At 73.9% G+C, this 14947-nt stretch carries 11 protein-coding genes; 5 read left to right on the top strand and 6 right to left on the bottom strand.

Translation table 11 applies throughout. The annotated features are described in order from the left end of the window. The first annotated feature begins 148 nt into the window (after positions 1-148). From ABZ434_RS35185 to ABZ434_RS35170, 4 genes are read left to right on the top strand one after another with little or no spacing between them, the layout of a single operon-like run. Positions 149-1345, top strand: a complete 1197-nt coding sequence (locus ABZ434_RS35185) for a radical SAM protein (RefSeq protein WP_359145876.1) — start codon at positions 149-151, stop codon at positions 1343-1345. Next, positions 1342-2709: an MFS transporter gene (locus ABZ434_RS35180; RefSeq protein ID WP_359145873.1), complete on the top strand. Its 1368-nt coding sequence runs from the start codon at positions 1342-1344 to the stop codon at positions 2707-2709. The genes ABZ434_RS35185 and ABZ434_RS35180 overlap by 4 nt, the downstream gene beginning before the upstream one ends. Before the next feature lie 50 nt (positions 2710-2759). Next, positions 2760-4865 carry a prolyl oligopeptidase family serine peptidase gene (locus ABZ434_RS35175; RefSeq protein WP_359145870.1) on the top strand — a complete coding sequence of 702 codons (2106 nt, stop codon included), beginning with the start codon at positions 2760-2762 and terminating at the stop codon, positions 4863-4865. 1 nt (position 4866) lies between these two features. Further along, the gene (locus tag ABZ434_RS35170; protein ID WP_359145868.1) at positions 4867-5979 is read left to right on the top strand and encodes a glycosyltransferase; all 1113 of its coding nucleotides are present in this window, start codon (positions 4867-4869) and stop codon (positions 5977-5979) included. An 18-nt stretch (positions 5980-5997) separates the two neighbouring features. Here ABZ434_RS35170 and ABZ434_RS35165 read toward each other — a convergent pair whose 3' ends face one another. The 6 genes from ABZ434_RS35165 to ABZ434_RS35140 all read right to left on the bottom strand — a co-directional run bounded on the left by ABZ434_RS35165 (position 5998) and on the right by ABZ434_RS35140 (position 12564). Then, positions 5998-6609, bottom strand: coding sequence for a GAF domain-containing protein (locus ABZ434_RS35165; RefSeq protein WP_359145865.1), 612 nt, complete (start codon positions 6607-6609; stop codon positions 5998-6000). Next, positions 6606-7466, bottom strand: coding sequence for a S8 family serine peptidase (locus tag ABZ434_RS35160; RefSeq protein WP_359145862.1), 861 nt, complete (start codon positions 7464-7466; stop codon positions 6606-6608). Before ABZ434_RS35160 ends, ABZ434_RS35165 begins: the two co-directional genes overlap by 4 nt. Then, positions 7463-10534 carry an adenylate/guanylate cyclase domain-containing protein gene (locus ABZ434_RS35155; protein ID WP_359145860.1) on the bottom strand — a complete coding sequence of 1024 codons (3072 nt, stop codon included), beginning with the start codon at positions 10532-10534 and terminating at the stop codon, positions 7463-7465. Before ABZ434_RS35155 ends, ABZ434_RS35160 begins: the two co-directional genes overlap by 4 nt. A gap of 89 nt (positions 10535-10623) precedes the next feature. Further along, positions 10624-10833 carry an aroma-sacti cluster domain-containing protein gene (locus tag ABZ434_RS35150; protein ID WP_359145857.1) on the bottom strand — a complete coding sequence of 70 codons (210 nt, stop codon included), beginning with the start codon at positions 10831-10833 and terminating at the stop codon, positions 10624-10626. Further along, on the bottom strand, positions 10826-11518 hold the full coding sequence (locus ABZ434_RS35145) for an iron-containing redox enzyme family protein (protein ID WP_359145854.1): 693 nt from the start codon (positions 11516-11518) through the stop codon (positions 10826-10828). The genes ABZ434_RS35150 and ABZ434_RS35145 overlap by 8 nt, the downstream gene beginning before the upstream one ends. Beyond that, on the bottom strand, positions 11515-12564 hold the full coding sequence (locus ABZ434_RS35140) for a radical SAM protein (protein ID WP_359145851.1): 1050 nt from the start codon (positions 12562-12564) through the stop codon (positions 11515-11517). The genes ABZ434_RS35145 and ABZ434_RS35140 overlap by 4 nt, the downstream gene beginning before the upstream one ends. Before the next feature lie 406 nt (positions 12565-12970). On the opposite strand from ABZ434_RS35140, the gene ABZ434_RS35135 reads away from it, so the two are divergent. Then, positions 12971-14857, top strand: a complete 1887-nt coding sequence (locus tag ABZ434_RS35135) for a BTAD domain-containing putative transcriptional regulator (RefSeq protein ID WP_359145848.1) — start codon at positions 12971-12973, stop codon at positions 14855-14857. The last annotated feature ends 90 nt before the right edge of the window (positions 14858-14947 follow it).

Genomic DNA, 14947 nt, shown 5'->3' with positions numbered 1-14947 from the left:
TGATCCGCGGCCCCGGCCCGTCGTGGCCACCGGCGCAGAGCCGGTGCTGCGGGGGGGGGGGGGGGCCCCCGGCGGCGGCCCCCCCCCCCGCCGCGGCCGGGGTCCGGGCCGGCCACCCCTCTTCCGCCACCCCGACCCGGAGGTTGCCGTGCCCGGTACGCAGTCTGTCGCCGTCCCCGCCGCCGGGGCCCGTCTGATCCACTCCGACAGGGGGTGGTGGTTCCTGGGAGCCGGCGGATACGCGCTGATGCGCCCTGGCCAGGTGGGCCCGGACGGCGTCCTGCGGCCCTCCTCCGAACGCTATCTGCGCGAAGCGGGGCTGTACGACGCACGGCCCTACTCCTCGTACTCGCTCACCGTGCTGACCAGCACGGACTGCAACCTCGGCTGCGGCTACTGCTTCCAGAACACCGCCCAGGACCCCCAGGGCGGCAGCCGGCCGCCGCGGATCCGTCACGCCCGCCTGACCCCCGAAGCCGTGGGACAGGTGCTGGACTTCACCCGCGAGCGCATGGACGCGGCGGGTATGGACCGGCTGTCGCTGCTGCTGTTCGGGGGAGAACCGCTGCTCAACCCGCGGGGCTGCCGCGACCTGCTCACCCGGGCGGGAGAGCTGGGCACCCTCACCGCGTCGATGACGTCCAACGGCACCCTGCTCACCCCGCTGATCGCCAAGGAGCTCAATGCGGCGGGTCTCGGCTCCGTCCAGGTGACCTTCGACGGCGACCGGGCCGACCACGACTCGATCCGGGTCAAACGCTCCGGGGGCGGCACCTTCGACGTCATCGTCTCCAACATCGCACGGGCCATCGAAAGGACGTCGCTGCGCTGGATGCTGAGGGTCAACGTCTCTCATCTGAACCGGCACGGCGTGGACGAACTGGTCGAACGCCTCGGCTCCCGACTCGATCCGGCACGCTGCGGCATCCACTTCGCCCGGGTCGGTGACGTCGGCGTCGGCTACGCGAACAACCTGCTGCACGAGGACGGACAGGTCGCGGACTTCGTCCGCTGGCACGCCCGCGCACTGGAGCTCGGCTTCACGGTGGCCCGCCCGCGCGCCCATGTCCCCTGCCAGGCCTGTTCCTTCGCCGACGGCCGGTACGGCGCCGTCATCAACGCCGACGGGGTCCTGGCCAGTTGCTGGGAGACCGCCGGCAAGCCCGGCATGGAGGTGGGCACCGTCACCGACGGCTATCTCTCCACCGAGCAGACGGAAGGCCGCTGGGTCAGCTGCCACGACCACTACCGGTACGACGAGGAGGCAGCCGTCCGCGCCACCTTCCAGGACCGGGTCGACGCGGGCGTGCTGGACTGCCTCGCCGCCGCCGGACGGCTCGGATGAAGAGCGCCGGAATCCTGCGCACCAATCCCGACTTCCGTCGCTACTGGCTCAGTTCGACGCTGTCCACCCTGGGGTCCCAGCTGTCGCTGCTGGCCTTCCCGCTGCTGGTGCTGTCCATCGGCGGCAGCGCCGCACAGGCGGGAACGGTCGCCACCTGCTCGCTGGTGGCGAGGACCCTGCTGCGCCTGCCCGCCGGCCATCTCGCCGACCGGATCGACCGACGCATGATCATGGTCGGGACCGATCTGGTACGCCTCGTGGCGCTGGCCAGCATCCCGCTGGCGTCGGCGCTGGGCGAGCTCGGCCAGGTCCATCTGCTCTGTGTGGCCGTGGTCGAGGGCGCCGCCACCGCGCTCTTCTCCCCGGCGGCGACGATCGCCGTGCGCGACGTCGTCCCGGAGACCGATCTCACCGACGCGCTGAGCCGCAGCCAGACCGCCATGGCATCGAGTTCACTGATCGGCCCGTTCCTAGGCGGCTGGTTGTTCACCGTGGACCCGATCCTGCCTTTCGCGGTCGACGCGGCCTCGTACGGGGTGTCCGCGCTGCTGCTGCTGCGGATGGGCACCCTGCCCTCTCGGAAGGTCGCGGACTCCGAGCGCGACAACCGGCTCACGGCCGGGCTGCGGTGGCTCACTCACCAGCGGGCGCTGCTCGCCGCGCTGCTCTTCGCCGCCGGCATCAACATCGTCTCGGCTGCGGCGCAGACGACGATGGTCGTCTCCCTGCGCCAGAGCGGCGCCGGTGGCACGGCGATCGGAGCGGTGATGGCCTGTGCCGGCATCGGGGGGCTGCTCGGCGCGGCCGCCGCACCGTGGTTGATCAAGAGGAACCCGGCCGGCCGGCTGTTCCTGCTCATCGGCACCGTCTGGGCCCTCGGCCTCGCGGTCTTCTCCGCGACCACCCAGCCCTGGACGGTCGGCCCGGTGCTGGTCGTGGTCGTCTTCTTCAGCCCACCGGCGGGCATCGTGGTCGGTCGCGCGATGCTGGTCCTCGCGCCTCGCGATCTGCTGGGCAGGGTCAGCACCGCGACCGGACTGCTGATGGCCGGTCTCGCCTCTGCCGGACCGGTCCTGGCGGGCTCCTTCGTGGATTCCATGGGCGGGAGCCGCACCTGGCTGATCCTGGCGGGCACAGCGGCGGTGGTCACGGTGCTCTCGTCGGCACACCTGCTGCGCGAGACGAGCCTGGATGCCACCGGAGACGACGACCACGCGCAGAATCGCGGCGACGCGGACACCGATGCGCCGGACGAGCGGCCCGCGGACGAGCCGTCTCCGGGACAGGCCGCCCCGGACGCCACCGAGCCCGTGGGGCTGGTCCCGGCACCACCGGCACCGCACCGGGGCACCGGCGGCAGCTGACCCCGCCCTCCGCCCGTGTCCGACGTGACCGTCCTGACTGGAGCGCCGCGATGACCCTCTCCCCGCCCCGGTCCGCCTACCCGGCCGCACCCCGAAGCGGACCGCTGGAGTTCGTGCACGGACATCCGGTGGCGGACCCCTACCGCTGGCTGGAGGATCCGCAGGACCCCGCCACCGCCGCGTGGAGCGCCGCCCAGGACCTGCTCTACGCCGAGGAGGAGGCGCGCTGGCCGGACCGGGAGACGCTCCGGGAGCGGATGGCGGCCCTGCTCACCGGCGGTGGAGCCGGCCCGCCCGTGGCCCGCGGCGGGCGCGAGTTCCACCTCCGCAGGGAACCGGGGAGCGAGCTGGCCGTGCTCGCCGTGCGTGAGGACGGCCGGACCCGCGTGCTGCTCGACCCGCTGGAGGCCGACCCGTCCGGTACGACGGTGCTGGACGCCTGGGAGCCGTCGTGGGAAGGCGGTCTGGTGGCCGTGCAGTTGTCCTCCGGCGGGACGGAGCACTCGGTGATGCACGTGCTCGACACGGCGACCGGCGACGTGGTGGACGGACCCGTGGACCGGGTCCGCCGGTCCCCGGTGGCGTGGCTGCCGGGCGGCCGGGCCTTCTACTACGTGCGCCGGCTGCCGCCGGAGCAGGCGCCAGGCGGGACGGGCCGCCACCGCCGCGTGTATCTGCACGAGGTCGGCACCCCGGCGGGCCGGGACACGGAGATCTTCGGCGCCGGGCGACCGGAGACCCAGTACTACACGGTGTCCGCCTCCCCCGACGGCCGGCTCCTGGTCATCGGTGCCACCGAGGGCACCGCACCGCGCACCGATCTGTGGATCGCCGACCTGACCACGACCGGCCCGCACCGGCCCGGACTGCGCCGCTTCCAGCACGGCGTCGATGCGCGCACGGCCGTCCGCCTCAGGCCCGGCGGCGGACCGCTGCTGCTCAGGACGACCGCCGGCGCCCCGCGCGGCCGGATCGCCGCCGCCTCCCCCGACGCCACGGGCCCCGGCCACTGGCGCACCCTGGTCGGCGAACAACCCGGCACCGTGCTCCAGGACTTCGCGGTCCTGGACGGGCCGGCGCTGGACCGGCCTCTGCTGATGGTCGTACGGACCCGGCACGCGGTCGGCGAGATGACCCTGCACGACGCCCTGACCGGCGCTCTCACCGGGACCGTGCCCCTGCCGGGGCAGGGTGCGGTCTCTCGCCTGACCGCACGTCATGGGCCGGGTCACGAGGCCTGGTTCGCGTACACCGACCACATCACACCCACCACCGTCCTGCACTACGACGCCGTCTCCGGAGAGCTGCGCCCCTGGCCGGGTGGCCCGGCAGCCGTGACGCGGGCCGAGGGGGTGACGGTCACCCAGGAGGTCGTGCGTTCCCGTGACGGCACCGAGGTGCGCATGTTCGTGATGTCCCCCGAGGGCCGTCCCGACCGGCCCCGCCCCGCCGTCCTCACCGGCTACGGCGGATTCGGTGCTTCGATGACTCCCGGTTTCACCCCGCAGGCCGTGCCGTGGGTGCGCGCGGGTGGCGTGTACGCGGTGGCCTGTGTGCGCGGCGGGGGCGAGGAGGGTGAGGAGTGGCACCGGGCCGGGCGGCGGGCGCGCAAGCACAACAGTTTCGACGACTTCGACGCCGCCGCCGACCACCTGCTCGACGCGGGGTGGGCCGCGCCCGGCCGGATCGGCGTCCTCGGCAGCTCCAACGGCGGTCTGCTGGCCGGCGCCGCGCTGACCCGGCGGCCGGAGGCCTACGGGGCCGTCGTGTGTGCGGCGCCGCTGCTCGACATGGTGCGCTACGAGCTGTCGGGAATGGGGGCGAGCTGGCGCGACGAGTACGGCAGCGCCGAGGATCCCGCCGAGTTCGCGCGGCTGCTCGCGTACTCCCCGTACCACCGGGTGCGCGAGGGTACGCGCTACCCGGCCGTGCTGCTCGCCGTCTTCGACGGTGACACCCGCGTCGATCCCGCGCACGCCCGGAAGATGTGTGCCGCCCTGCAGTGGGCCGGCACGGGTGACGGGCCGGTGGTGCTGCGCACGGAGCGGGGTGTCGGTCATGGCGCACGCGGTGCCTCGCGCAGCGCCGGTCTCTACGCGGACGTGATGGCCTTCTTCGCCCGCTACCTGGGCCTCGACGTGACGGGGGGCGTCTGACGTGAACGTACTGCTGTGCCCGCTGAGCGACCCCGGCTACCTGTACCCGTCCCTCGCGGTCGGCCGGGAGCTGCGCCGCCGCGGTCACACCGTCCACGTGCTCGCCGGGCCGTCGGCCGGGGCCGTGGTGACGGCGGCGGGCCTGGCCGTGTCGGCGGTCGCGGACGGCACCGCCTTGTCGGTGGCCCACTGGACGGTCCGGGGCGGTGAGCAGTACAGCGCCGTGGCGCGGGCGGTCCGACGGTTCGAACCCGACGTTCTGGTCACCTCCGTGCTCTGCCACGGTGCACTGGTGGCCGCCGAGGCAGCCGGTCTGCCGGTGGTGGTCCTCGGGCTTGCGGCGCATCTGTGGCCCTACCGCACCGGACCGGCGGACGAGTGCGGCCGCGAGTGGAGGCTGGCGGAGACCCTGAGGCACTACGCGGCGGTGCGGGAGACGGCCGGTCTCGCCCCGCGGCACGACCGGTTCCCGGACACCCCGCTGCTCGGCACCGCCTTCCTGCTGCGCGGACACCCCGAGATGGAGGTACCCGACGCCGAACTGCCCGGGGCCGTACGGCATGTCGGCCCCTGCTGGTGGGAGCCGGAACCCGCGGTGGAGGAACCGCTGCCGGATTCCCGGCCCTTGGCGTACGTACATCTCGGCCGGACCTTCGGCGGCACCGGCCTCTGGCCGCGGCTCAACGCGGCCTTCACCTCGGGCACGCACCGCGCCGTCGTGGAGCTGGGACGCTCGGGGGCTCCCGAGGCCGCTGCGGGCGCGGACCTGATCCTGGGGCGGCGCCCCTGGATGGGTCCGCTCGTGAAGCGGGCCGACCTCGTCCTGACCAATGCGACGTCCGCTCCCGTGCTGGCCGCGCTCCTGCACGGCAGGCCGCTGCTCGTCGCCCCCAACGGCTCGGAGCAGCAGGTCCTCGCCGCCGGCTGTGTGCGCGCCGGTGTGGCCCGCAGGTTCCCGGAGCCGGGTGCTCCCGCCCAGGAACTGCGTGCCGCGGTCGCCGGGACGGGACGCGACACCGCTCAGCGGGCGCGCGCGGCGGAGATCGGCGCCCTGCTCGCCGACGGCAAGAGCGAGGCGCGTGCCGCCGACGCCGTGGAATCGGCGGCACGCTGACCTGCCCCGGCGGGCCCCTCACCCCTCGTGCGGGCCCTGGGACGGCATCCCGTCGAGCAGTACGTCCCGCAGCGCGGTCACGAGCTCCAGGCTCCGCGCGCGGACGGCCGGCGGTGTCTCGTAGCTGCGCCGCTCGGCGACGACCGCGAGGGCCGCCGCGGCCTGACGGGCGAAGAGTGCCAGCAGGTCGAGTTCGGACAGGCTGGACCGGGACTGCTCGACGGGGTCGAGCACTTCGAGCACCCCCAGGACCCGGTCCCGGTGAGCGAGGGGCGCCGCCATCAGCGCGTCCGGCACGTACCCGGTCGATTTCGCGACGTCCCGGGCGAACATGCCCTGGTTCCTCAGGTCGTCCGCGACCATCGGCTCGCCCGAGACGAGCACCCAGCCCGCCAGGCCCCGGCCGGCCGGGAAGCGGGAGCCCACGAGAGACTCCTCGCCCTCCCCGGCCACCGCTTGGAAGACGAGTTCGTCGGCGTCCTCGTCGTGCAGCAGTACGGAGCTGGCCGCCGCGCCGAATATGGCCCGTGCGGTCTCGACGACGGACTGCAGCAGATCGTGCTCGGCGCTGCCGGCCCGTGTCTCGGGGCCCACGCCGGTGGCGGGGACGAGGCCGTGGGACTGGCTCATGATTCACCTCGGGTCGCTGGTTCACCGGTCCGCACGTTCGCGGCGGAGAGGTAGAGCGCGTGCTTGATCTGGAAGGGCGTCAGTTTCGGCCGGCTGCCGAGCAGCCGTGCGCACAGCCCGCTGATGAACGGGGTGGCGAAGCTGTTCCCCGTGGTACGGATGGTCCTGCCGCCCGTCCAGGCAACCTGCACGTTCTGGCCGGGTGCGAAGAACTCCACGGGGGGTGCGGGGTTGTAGAGGAAGAGCCCGGAGTCGTCCTCGCGGTGCGTTCCGACCGAGATCACCGACGAGAACCGCCAGGGGAAGCTCTCCACCGGAGTGTTGTGGGCCGATGCCACCAGCGTCGTACCGGTGAAGAACGCCTGGTCGGCCAGGGACCGCAGGGTTTCCAGGAACTTGGGGCGGGTCGTGGACAGGCTGAGGTTGACCACGTCGAAGCCCTGGTCGACGGCCCAGCGCAGTCCGGTGAGCAGGGCGTCGCCGCTTCCGGTGAAGCCCTCGCCCAGCACCCGCACGCTGTACAGCTCGCAGCCCGGCGCCACCCGCCGGACGATGCCGGCGCACGCGGTTCCGTGCCCGCAGCCGTCGCCGGCGCCCTCGGGCTGCGGACCGCTGTCGATGACGCGCAGGGTCCCGTCAGGAGCGGGTGCCACCTCGTAGGAGCCCTGGACCGGGCCGACCGAGGGGTGCCCGTGCTCCACGCCGGTGTCGACCACGCACACGCGTACGCCTGCGCCGTCCGACCACGCCGACGGGTCGGCGGCCAGGGCCGGCAGGGTGTCGGCGAGCAGGTCGAGGTCCTCGGGAGTACGGTCGCGCAGGCTCCAGGTGAGCCCTCCAGCCGTCCCGCTGGTCATGGGGTCCTTCCTTCCGGCCCGGCCGGGTTGCCGGTGTCCCGGGCCACGGCCGCGCTGTCGTCGGCGAACGCGGCCGCGCGGTCCGCGCCCAGCCGGTGCCCCTTTTCGGCGAAGTGCCGCTGCGCCGTGCGGGCCGCCCTCGCGGCGTCACCGGGCAGAGCGAGCGTGCGCAGCGTGTGCGCGAGATCGAGGGCGGCGGTGCCGCGGACGACAGGTGAGTCCGTGTCACCCGCCGCTGCGGTCGCCCGCGTCGCGCAGGCTCGCGCGGCGGCCGGCTCCCCGGCGAGGGCGAGGGCACGGGCCCGCAGCCCTTCCGCGTCGGCGGATTCCGCCGGGGGCAGAGCGGTCTCCTGCGGGTCCGGCAGGGCCAGTGCCTGGTCCGGCTCCCCCCGTTCCAGCAGGATCCGGGCCCGCTCGCGCGCGATTGAGGGCAGCGCGCCCGTGGCACCGAGTTCACGGCCGGCGCGGGCAGCCTCGTCCAGCAGGGCGAGCCTGCGGTCCGGCGTACCCGTCAGGGCCTCGACCTCGGCGGCGAACAGGGGGACGAACAGCGCGCTCTCGGCGTAGCCGAGGCCGCCGGCGAGCCGTGCCGCCTCGTCCAGCCGCTCGTGCGCCTCGTCGTGGCGGCCCTGCAGGGCCAGGAGCACGGCCAACGGGCAGGCCAGGGTGGCCCGGACGGTCGGCCGGCCGGCGCCGTGGGCCATCAGCAGTTCCTCGCACCGGGCGACGGCACGGACGACCGGGGTGGGTCCCCGCCACAGGGAGATGCCGATCGCGCCGAGGGCCAGGGCCCGTTCGGGTTCGGCGTCCGCGCGGCCGGCGTGGTCCAGGGCCCGGCTCAGCAGTGCCTCGGCCTCGGCGTGCCGGCCGCGCCGCTGCCTGTCCTGGGCGATACGGACGCAGGCGCGCGCGATGCCCTGGTCGTCGCCCGCCACCGTGAACAGCGTGAGGGCTGCCTCGGCCACGTCGGTCGCGGACCCGTGCCGGGGGTCGACGGCCGTCAGCGCGAGCCGGGCGTGGGCGGCAGCCAGCCGGTCACCGGCCCGGTCCGCCGTGTCGAGCGCCCCTGCCAGCAGCTCCCGTCCGCGCACCGGCTCGCCGCGGGCGACCTTCGTCTCGCCGAGCCGGCGAGCCGCTTCGCCGGCGGCGGGTTCTCCCGGAGCGGCCAGGCCGAGACCCTGGGTGAGCAGATCGTCGGCCCACGGCAGGTCGGACCGTGCCAGAGCGGCTGCTCCGGCCCGGATCAGCAGGCCGGCGGCGCGCGTACGCAGCACGTCGGTGTCCTCGTCGCGCGTCCCCAGTTCGCAGAGCAGCCGGTGAGCACGGGCCAGGTGGGTGCCGACGGCGGCGTCCCCCGCCTCGTGCCGGACGAGGACCCGGGCGGCGTGTTCATGACGCCGGGCACGGACCTTCTTGGCCATGCCGCGGTACGCGGTCTCCTGCACCAGGGCGCTGCCGAACCGGAGCACGGAGCTCGTGGCCAGGGTGCGCCCCCCGGCCTCCACGAGGCGCCGTCGCACGAGGCCGCGCAGCAGACCGGCGGCGGACTCCGCGGGCCCGGAGTCCTCGGCGGCGGCGAGTTCGGTCAGGTCGGCCGGGCGGAACTCACGTCCCAGGACAGCGGCCAGCTGGAGCAGGGTCCGTTCCTCGGGCGGCAGCGCGTCGATGCGGGCGCCGAGCAGGGCGTGCACGGTGAGCGGCAGGTCGTCGCACCGGGCCGCCACGGCTGTCAGGTGCTCCAGGTACAGCGGATTGCCCTCCGCGCGGTCGAGGGCGTCCTCCAGCACCCCCTGCCGGTGTGCCGCCACCTCGATGAGCTCACCGGCGAGAGCGGCGGCCTCCTCCCGCGTCAGCGGCGTGAGCATGAGCGAGGAGGAACGCATCCGGCCGCTGCCCCAGCCGGGGCGGGCCTCCAGCAGCTCGGGACGCGCGACGCACACCACGGCGACGGCCGAGCGGTCGAGCTCGTCCAGCAGCCGCTCCGCCATGTCGAGCAGCGGCGCGGACGCCCAGTGGCAGTCGTCCAGGACGAGGACCACAGGCCGCTCACGGGACAGCCCGTCCAGCAGGCAGGCCAGCGCCATGAGGGTGTCGTCGGTGGAAGGGCTGGGTGTGCCGTCCGCGAGCAGACCGGTCCGCAGCAGGCGCAGCGCCTGCTCGGCCTCCATCCGTTCGTGTGCTGGCAGTGCCGCGAGCGCGGCGTCCTGTCCGACGGCCGCGAGTACCTGGCGTACCGCCTCGGCGAGCGGCGAGAGGGTGCCGGTCTCACCGTACGGACGGCATCTGCCCTCGCCGTACGCCGGGCAGTTCCTCAGCCACTCGCGCAGCAGGCGTGTCTTGCCGAGGCCCGCCTCGCCGTAGACGGTCACCAGATGTGAACGGGGGTCCGCCGCCAGTTTCCTCATCAGCAGGCGGAGTTCGGCCAGTTCCTGCTCACGGCCGATGAACGGGGTGTCGAAGCGCCGGACCCGCTCGGGGTCGTCCTCGTGCAGTGCGACCAGGCGGCGGGCCGGGACGGGCACGTCGACGCCCTTGAGGGCCAGCGCCCCGGCGGATTCGGTGACCGCCGAGGGGCCGGCGGCGCGCAGCGTGGCGGGGCCGATCAGGATCTCGCCCGGGCCGGCGTGCTGCTCGAGCCGGGCACCGATGTTGACGACCTCTCCGGAGACGAGGGCCTGCCGGGCGGCGGGATCGACGCTCACCACGACCTCGCCGGTGTTCACTCCGATGCGGACGGCGAGCCGCACCCCGTGCTCCCGCTCCAGTTCGGCGTTGAGTCCGTCGAGGCCGGTGACCATCCCGAGGGCGGCGGCCAGGGCCCGGTGGGCGTCGTCCTCGTGGCGTGCTGGAACCCCGAAGACTGCCATCACGGCGTCCCCGATGAACTTCTCCACCGTTCCGCCGTGTTCCTCGATCCGGTCCCGCATCAGCGCGAAGTACCGGAGCGTGACCGTGCGCAGCGTCTCCGGGTCGAGCCTCCCCGACAGGGCCGTGGATCCGACGAGGTCGCAGAAGAGCACCGTCACCACCCGGCGTTCCTCGGCCGTCCCGGATCCGGCCGCGGCCACGCAGGCGGTTCCGCACCTGGGGCAGAAGGCCGCGCCGTCCGGCGGCGGTTCGGGGCACCGGGGGCACTTCGTCCGTGCGGTCCCGGTCATCAGAACAGCGCTCCGCCGGCGATCTCGCTGTGGGCCTGTACCTCCGGCTCGGCCGCGTCCAGCCGTTCCTTCAGGCCCAGCAGCAGGGCCAGTTCCTCCGCGCTGAGGTCCTGGAGCACCTCGCGCTGCTCGGGAGACAGGCTGTGCAGCGGGAAGCCGGCGTCCTCCAGCACGCGGAGGCGGTCGCGATCGTGCGCGTGGTCAGTCATGAACGCTCTCCGATACGTGGGGTGCCGTGGCGATGCGGTCGAACAGCTCGGCGAGGGTGGCGACCGTGTGCAGCGCGCTGACGGCGACCAGGGAGCGCTGTGCGGGGTCCAGGTGCAGCTGGGTGATCAGCCGGTCCAGGTCGGCACTGTGGCCGCCGTCGAGGTCGGCGTGGAGGCGTACGGTCTCGAAGGCGGCCGTCGGCAGACCCGTCTCACGCGCCAGCCGGCCGGCGAGGCCCGGCGCGGGCGCGTTGCCCTCCAGTACGGCGATGTAGCCGAGCAGGGCCACCGGATGGCTGTGCTCGATCCAGTAGTACTGCGCCCCCACCAGGGCGGCGACGTGGGCCGGCGGAGCGGTGGCGGTCAGCTCGCACGGCGCCGTCCCGGTGGCCGCGGCATCGGTGAGCAGCCAGTCGTCGTGGCCCCGCTCCTGCTCGGCGTGTGCCCGCAGATACTGCGCGAGAGGCGGGGCCAGCGGGTCCCGCGGCAGTCTCTCGCATCGGGTGGCGGCCCGCTCCATCAGCGGAACGGAGGCACGGATCACCTGGTGCATGGCGCGCAGGTAGTGCCGGTACCGGTCGCGGAGCCCGGCGTCGGATCGCCACATCCGGGCGGCAGCGGCCCGCAGGACGGGTTGTACCAGGGAGAGTTCGAGTCGCAGGCTCGCGGCTGCCGACGGGCTCATGGAGTGACCTCCTCGTTCCCGCGGCCGCCGAGCAGGACGAGTGGCGCGTACCGGTCGCTTCCGTACCGCCGCACCAGCACCTCGGCCCCCGCATCGCGCTGGAGCCGGGCACCGAGTACGTCCATCGCGCCGGCCGCCGGGCGGGACCCGGCCCGTTCGGCTGCGGCCAGGGCGGCGGGCCGCCCCGCCAGGTCCCGGCATTCGGCACAGGACGCGACGCCCGCGGTACGGATGGTGCGCAGCACGGGCGACCCCTGGCAGCGGCGCCGTACGTGCGGCCAGTCGTCCGCGGCGATGTGTCCCAGGCGCAGGTGTTCCGGCACCGGGCGGGCGTCCACCACGCCCTGGTTGCAGCAGGCCGTGACGGTCCCGTCGAAGGCCACCACCGGCCAGGCCGCCATCGCGCAGGGTGCCGGCGTTCCCCCGGCTCCTTCCATGGAGACCGTCCGCGCGGTCGCCCAGGCCGCCGCCCGTCCGGCCGGCCGGACGTGATTGACGAGAACGGCCGCCCGGTCCCGGAACTCGGTCCGTATGGACGCGGTGATGTCCGCGAGATACGGATCGTCCGCAGAACTGCCCACCACGTGAAAGCTCACATCGATTCCGCTCTCCATGATGTGGTGCACCGCACGGAAAACCGCCGCCCGCGGGACTTCACGTTCATGGAATGCGTCGATGCTTGCCGAGAAGTGGTCGATGTGCCGAAGGGCGTTCATGATGCGCGCGGGTATCCGCCCGCCGGAGGCGAAGAACATACCGCTGAGCACCGAGGTCCGCGTCCCGGCCGACGCGGCGAGCGCCGCAAGTTCACCCACGAGCGCGGGCCGCAGCAGCGGCTCACCGCCCGTGAGCATGAGGACCGTCGGGCGGTCTCCGGTGGTGAACCCGCCGACGAAGCGGCGCAGCGCACCGGCGGGCGTGTCCTCGCCCCGCGGCCCCGAGGACGTGGAGCAGTGGGCGCAGCTCAGCGGGCACCTCCTGGTGAGGGTGGCGAGCAGCCCTGCGGCCGGGACCGGACGCAGTTCGATGATCTCCGCCAGTCGCATCGCGTCACCTCCGTCGGTCAGCGGGACATGCGGCGCCAGGGTGCGCGGGGGCGGTTCGGTGGCGGTTGGTGCCGGGTTCGGGCCCGGTACGCGGTGCAGGGCCGACGGGGCGTGCGGGGGACCGAACACGGCCGGTCACTTCGCCATGGTCTGCCCATCGAATTCCGCTTTATCCCGGCGGGTGCGTTGCTGCATGCACCTTGAGCCATCCTCGGCCCCATGGCCCCGCCTCCGACTTGTGACCATGCTGTGAAGAACGGAAGGAATTCCATCGAATTCCCGAAGTAATCACGGCTCCTCGCGGATTCGCTCACCCCCCCGACCGCACCCCGGAGGCTTTCGTGCACGCCATTGCTCTCTTTTCCCGGAACTCCGACGACACCGGCTGGGGAAGGGGTTGAGAAGAATGACCGACACTTTCACCGAAAGCCGCGCCAGGGATACGGACCCCGGAATTCCGAAGGAGTGCGCCGGCGAAGCCGGTCCCGGTGCGGCTCTTCTCCACATCGCTCTCCTCGGTCCCCTGCGGGCCTCCCGCAACGGCCTGCCGCTGCCGCTCGGCCCGCTCAAGCAACGCCTCGTCCTGGCAGTCCTCCTCACCCGCCCGAACACGCCGGTGTCGCTGGAGGAACTGACCGACGCCGTCTGGCCGGACGACCCGCCCCGCACGGCCCGCAAGAACCTCCAGGTGTACGTCTCGACCCTCCGCCGGGTACTCGACCCCGACGATCTCGGCCGCCTGCGCCACGGCCCCGGCGGATACGTCCTGCACCTCACGGCGGACGAATGCGACAGCCTGCGGTTCGAAGAGCTGGCCCGGCGCGGCGATGCCGAGGTGCGCGCGGGTGCACCGAGCCGCGCCGCCCTGCTGTACCGCCAGGCGCTGGACCTGTGGCGCCACGATCCCTTCAGTGACCTCGCCGCCCGTGCCGAAGTACTGCGCGCCGCCGTGGAACGGCAGCACGCCCGCCGGCTCGCCGTGTACGAGGCATGGGCGGAGGCGCAGTTGGAGACCGGCGAGCCGGCCCCGGTCGCCGACACCGTCGACGAGTTGGTGAGCCGCCACCCACTCCGGGAACGGCTGCGCTCCGTGCAGGTCACCGCACTGCACCGGGCCGGCCGCAGGACGGAGGCGCTGGCCGCGTACGACGACTGCCGCCAGCAGCTCTCCCGGGAACTGGGCCTGGAACCCGGTGCGGCGCTGCAGTCGGCCTACCGCTGCCTGCTGGAGAACGCCGCCCCGTCCCGGCCACGCGGTGGCCCCACCGGTTCACGGCTGCTTCCCCCGGACCTCGCCGACTTCACCGGACGCGCACGGGAACGGGAGGCCGTCAGCGAACAGTTGAGTCGTGAGGGCGGGCCGCCGGTCCTCCTCACCGGACCGGCCGGCATCGGCAAGACGGCACTTGCCGTGCACCTCGCGCACCGGCTCGCCGACCGCTACCCCGACGGCGTGGTCGCCACCCGGCTGTGCGCCGAGGACGGCTCCACCCGCCCGTGGTCATCGGTGCTGACGGAACTGGCCCGTTCCCTGGGCTGCACCGAGCGGCTGCCCACCGACCGGGAGGAGGCCGCGACCACCTGGCGGTCCTGGCTGTCGGGACGCCGGGTCCTGCTGCTCCTGGACGACGCACCCGACGCCGAGGCGCTCGGGCCGCTGCTGCCGCCGTCGGGCCCGACCGCCACGCTGGTCACCTCCCGGAGCCGGCTGCCCTGTCTGGAGACCGCGCACCGGACCGAACTCCCGCCGCTGTCCACCGAGGAGGCCCTGCACCTGCTGGGCACGGTCATCGGCCGGCCACGGCTGGCGGCCGAACATGCCGCTGCCGAACGCATCGTCGCCGCCACCGGTTTCCTCCCGCTCGCCCTGCGTGCGGGCGGCAACCGCCTTTCCGTGCTGCGCCACATGCCGCTCGGACAGTACGCGGACCGCCTCGAACACCCTTCGGAGGCGCTGGACGAACTCTCCTCCGGCGGTCTCGGGGTGCGCGCCCGTCTCGCCCGTGCCTGGGCCCGGCTGCCCGGCCCCGCCCGCGTCACTCTCCATGCCCTGGCCGCGCTGCCGGACCCCGCCTTCTCGCTCCCCACCGCCGCCCGCGCCCTGGGTCTGGACGGACGGGACACCCAGCGTGCCCTGGAGCGCCTGATCGACGTCGGTGTCCTGGCTCCGCCGTCCTGCCCGGAGGTGACCGCACACAGAGGACCGGATGCGGACACCGTGCGTTATGAACTCCCCTGGCTGACCCTGCTGTTCGCACGGGAGCAGGCCGCCGGGCCGGGAACGCGGTGCTAGGGCGTGTTTCGAAAGTCCCGCCTGTCCGGCGACGCCTGGCACGCACGCTCGCCGCGTTGTCGGGATCACCCCGATACGCCCAGTATCGGG

Origin of the sequence: Streptomyces sp. NPDC005761 (assembly GCF_040630635.1) — a bacterium.
GTDB lineage: Bacteria > Actinomycetota > Actinomycetes > Streptomycetales > Streptomycetaceae > Streptomyces.
This window is presented reverse-complemented; position numbering and strand designations above follow the sequence as displayed.

Bases quoted from the DNA above. Each gene is read 5' to 3' on its own strand.
- ABZ434_RS35180 (WP_359145873.1), top strand. From the start codon at position 1,342: ATGAAGAGCGCCGGAATCCTGCGCACCAATCCCGACTTCCGTCGCTAC.
- ABZ434_RS35175 (WP_359145870.1), top strand. From the start codon at position 2,760: ATGACCCTCTCCCCGCCCCGGTCCGCCTACCCGGCCGCACCCCGAAGC.
- ABZ434_RS35165 (WP_359145865.1), bottom strand. From the start codon at position 6,609: ATGAGCCAGTCCCACGGCCTCGTCCCCGCCACCGGCGTGGGCCCCGAG.
- ABZ434_RS35160 (WP_359145862.1), bottom strand. From the start codon at position 7,466: ATGACCAGCGGGACGGCTGGAGGGCTCACCTGGAGCCTGCGCGACCGT.
- ABZ434_RS35150 (WP_359145857.1), bottom strand. From the start codon at position 10,833: ATGACTGACCACGCGCACGATCGCGACCGCCTCCGCGTGCTGGAGGAC.
- ABZ434_RS35145 (WP_359145854.1), bottom strand. From the start codon at position 11,518: ATGAGCCCGTCGGCAGCCGCGAGCCTGCGACTCGAACTCTCCCTGGTA.
- ABZ434_RS35140 (WP_359145851.1), bottom strand. From the start codon at position 12,564: ATGCGACTGGCGGAGATCATCGAACTGCGTCCGGTCCCGGCCGCAGGG.
- ABZ434_RS35135 (WP_359145848.1), top strand. From the start codon at position 12,971: ATGACCGACACTTTCACCGAAAGCCGCGCCAGGGATACGGACCCCGGA.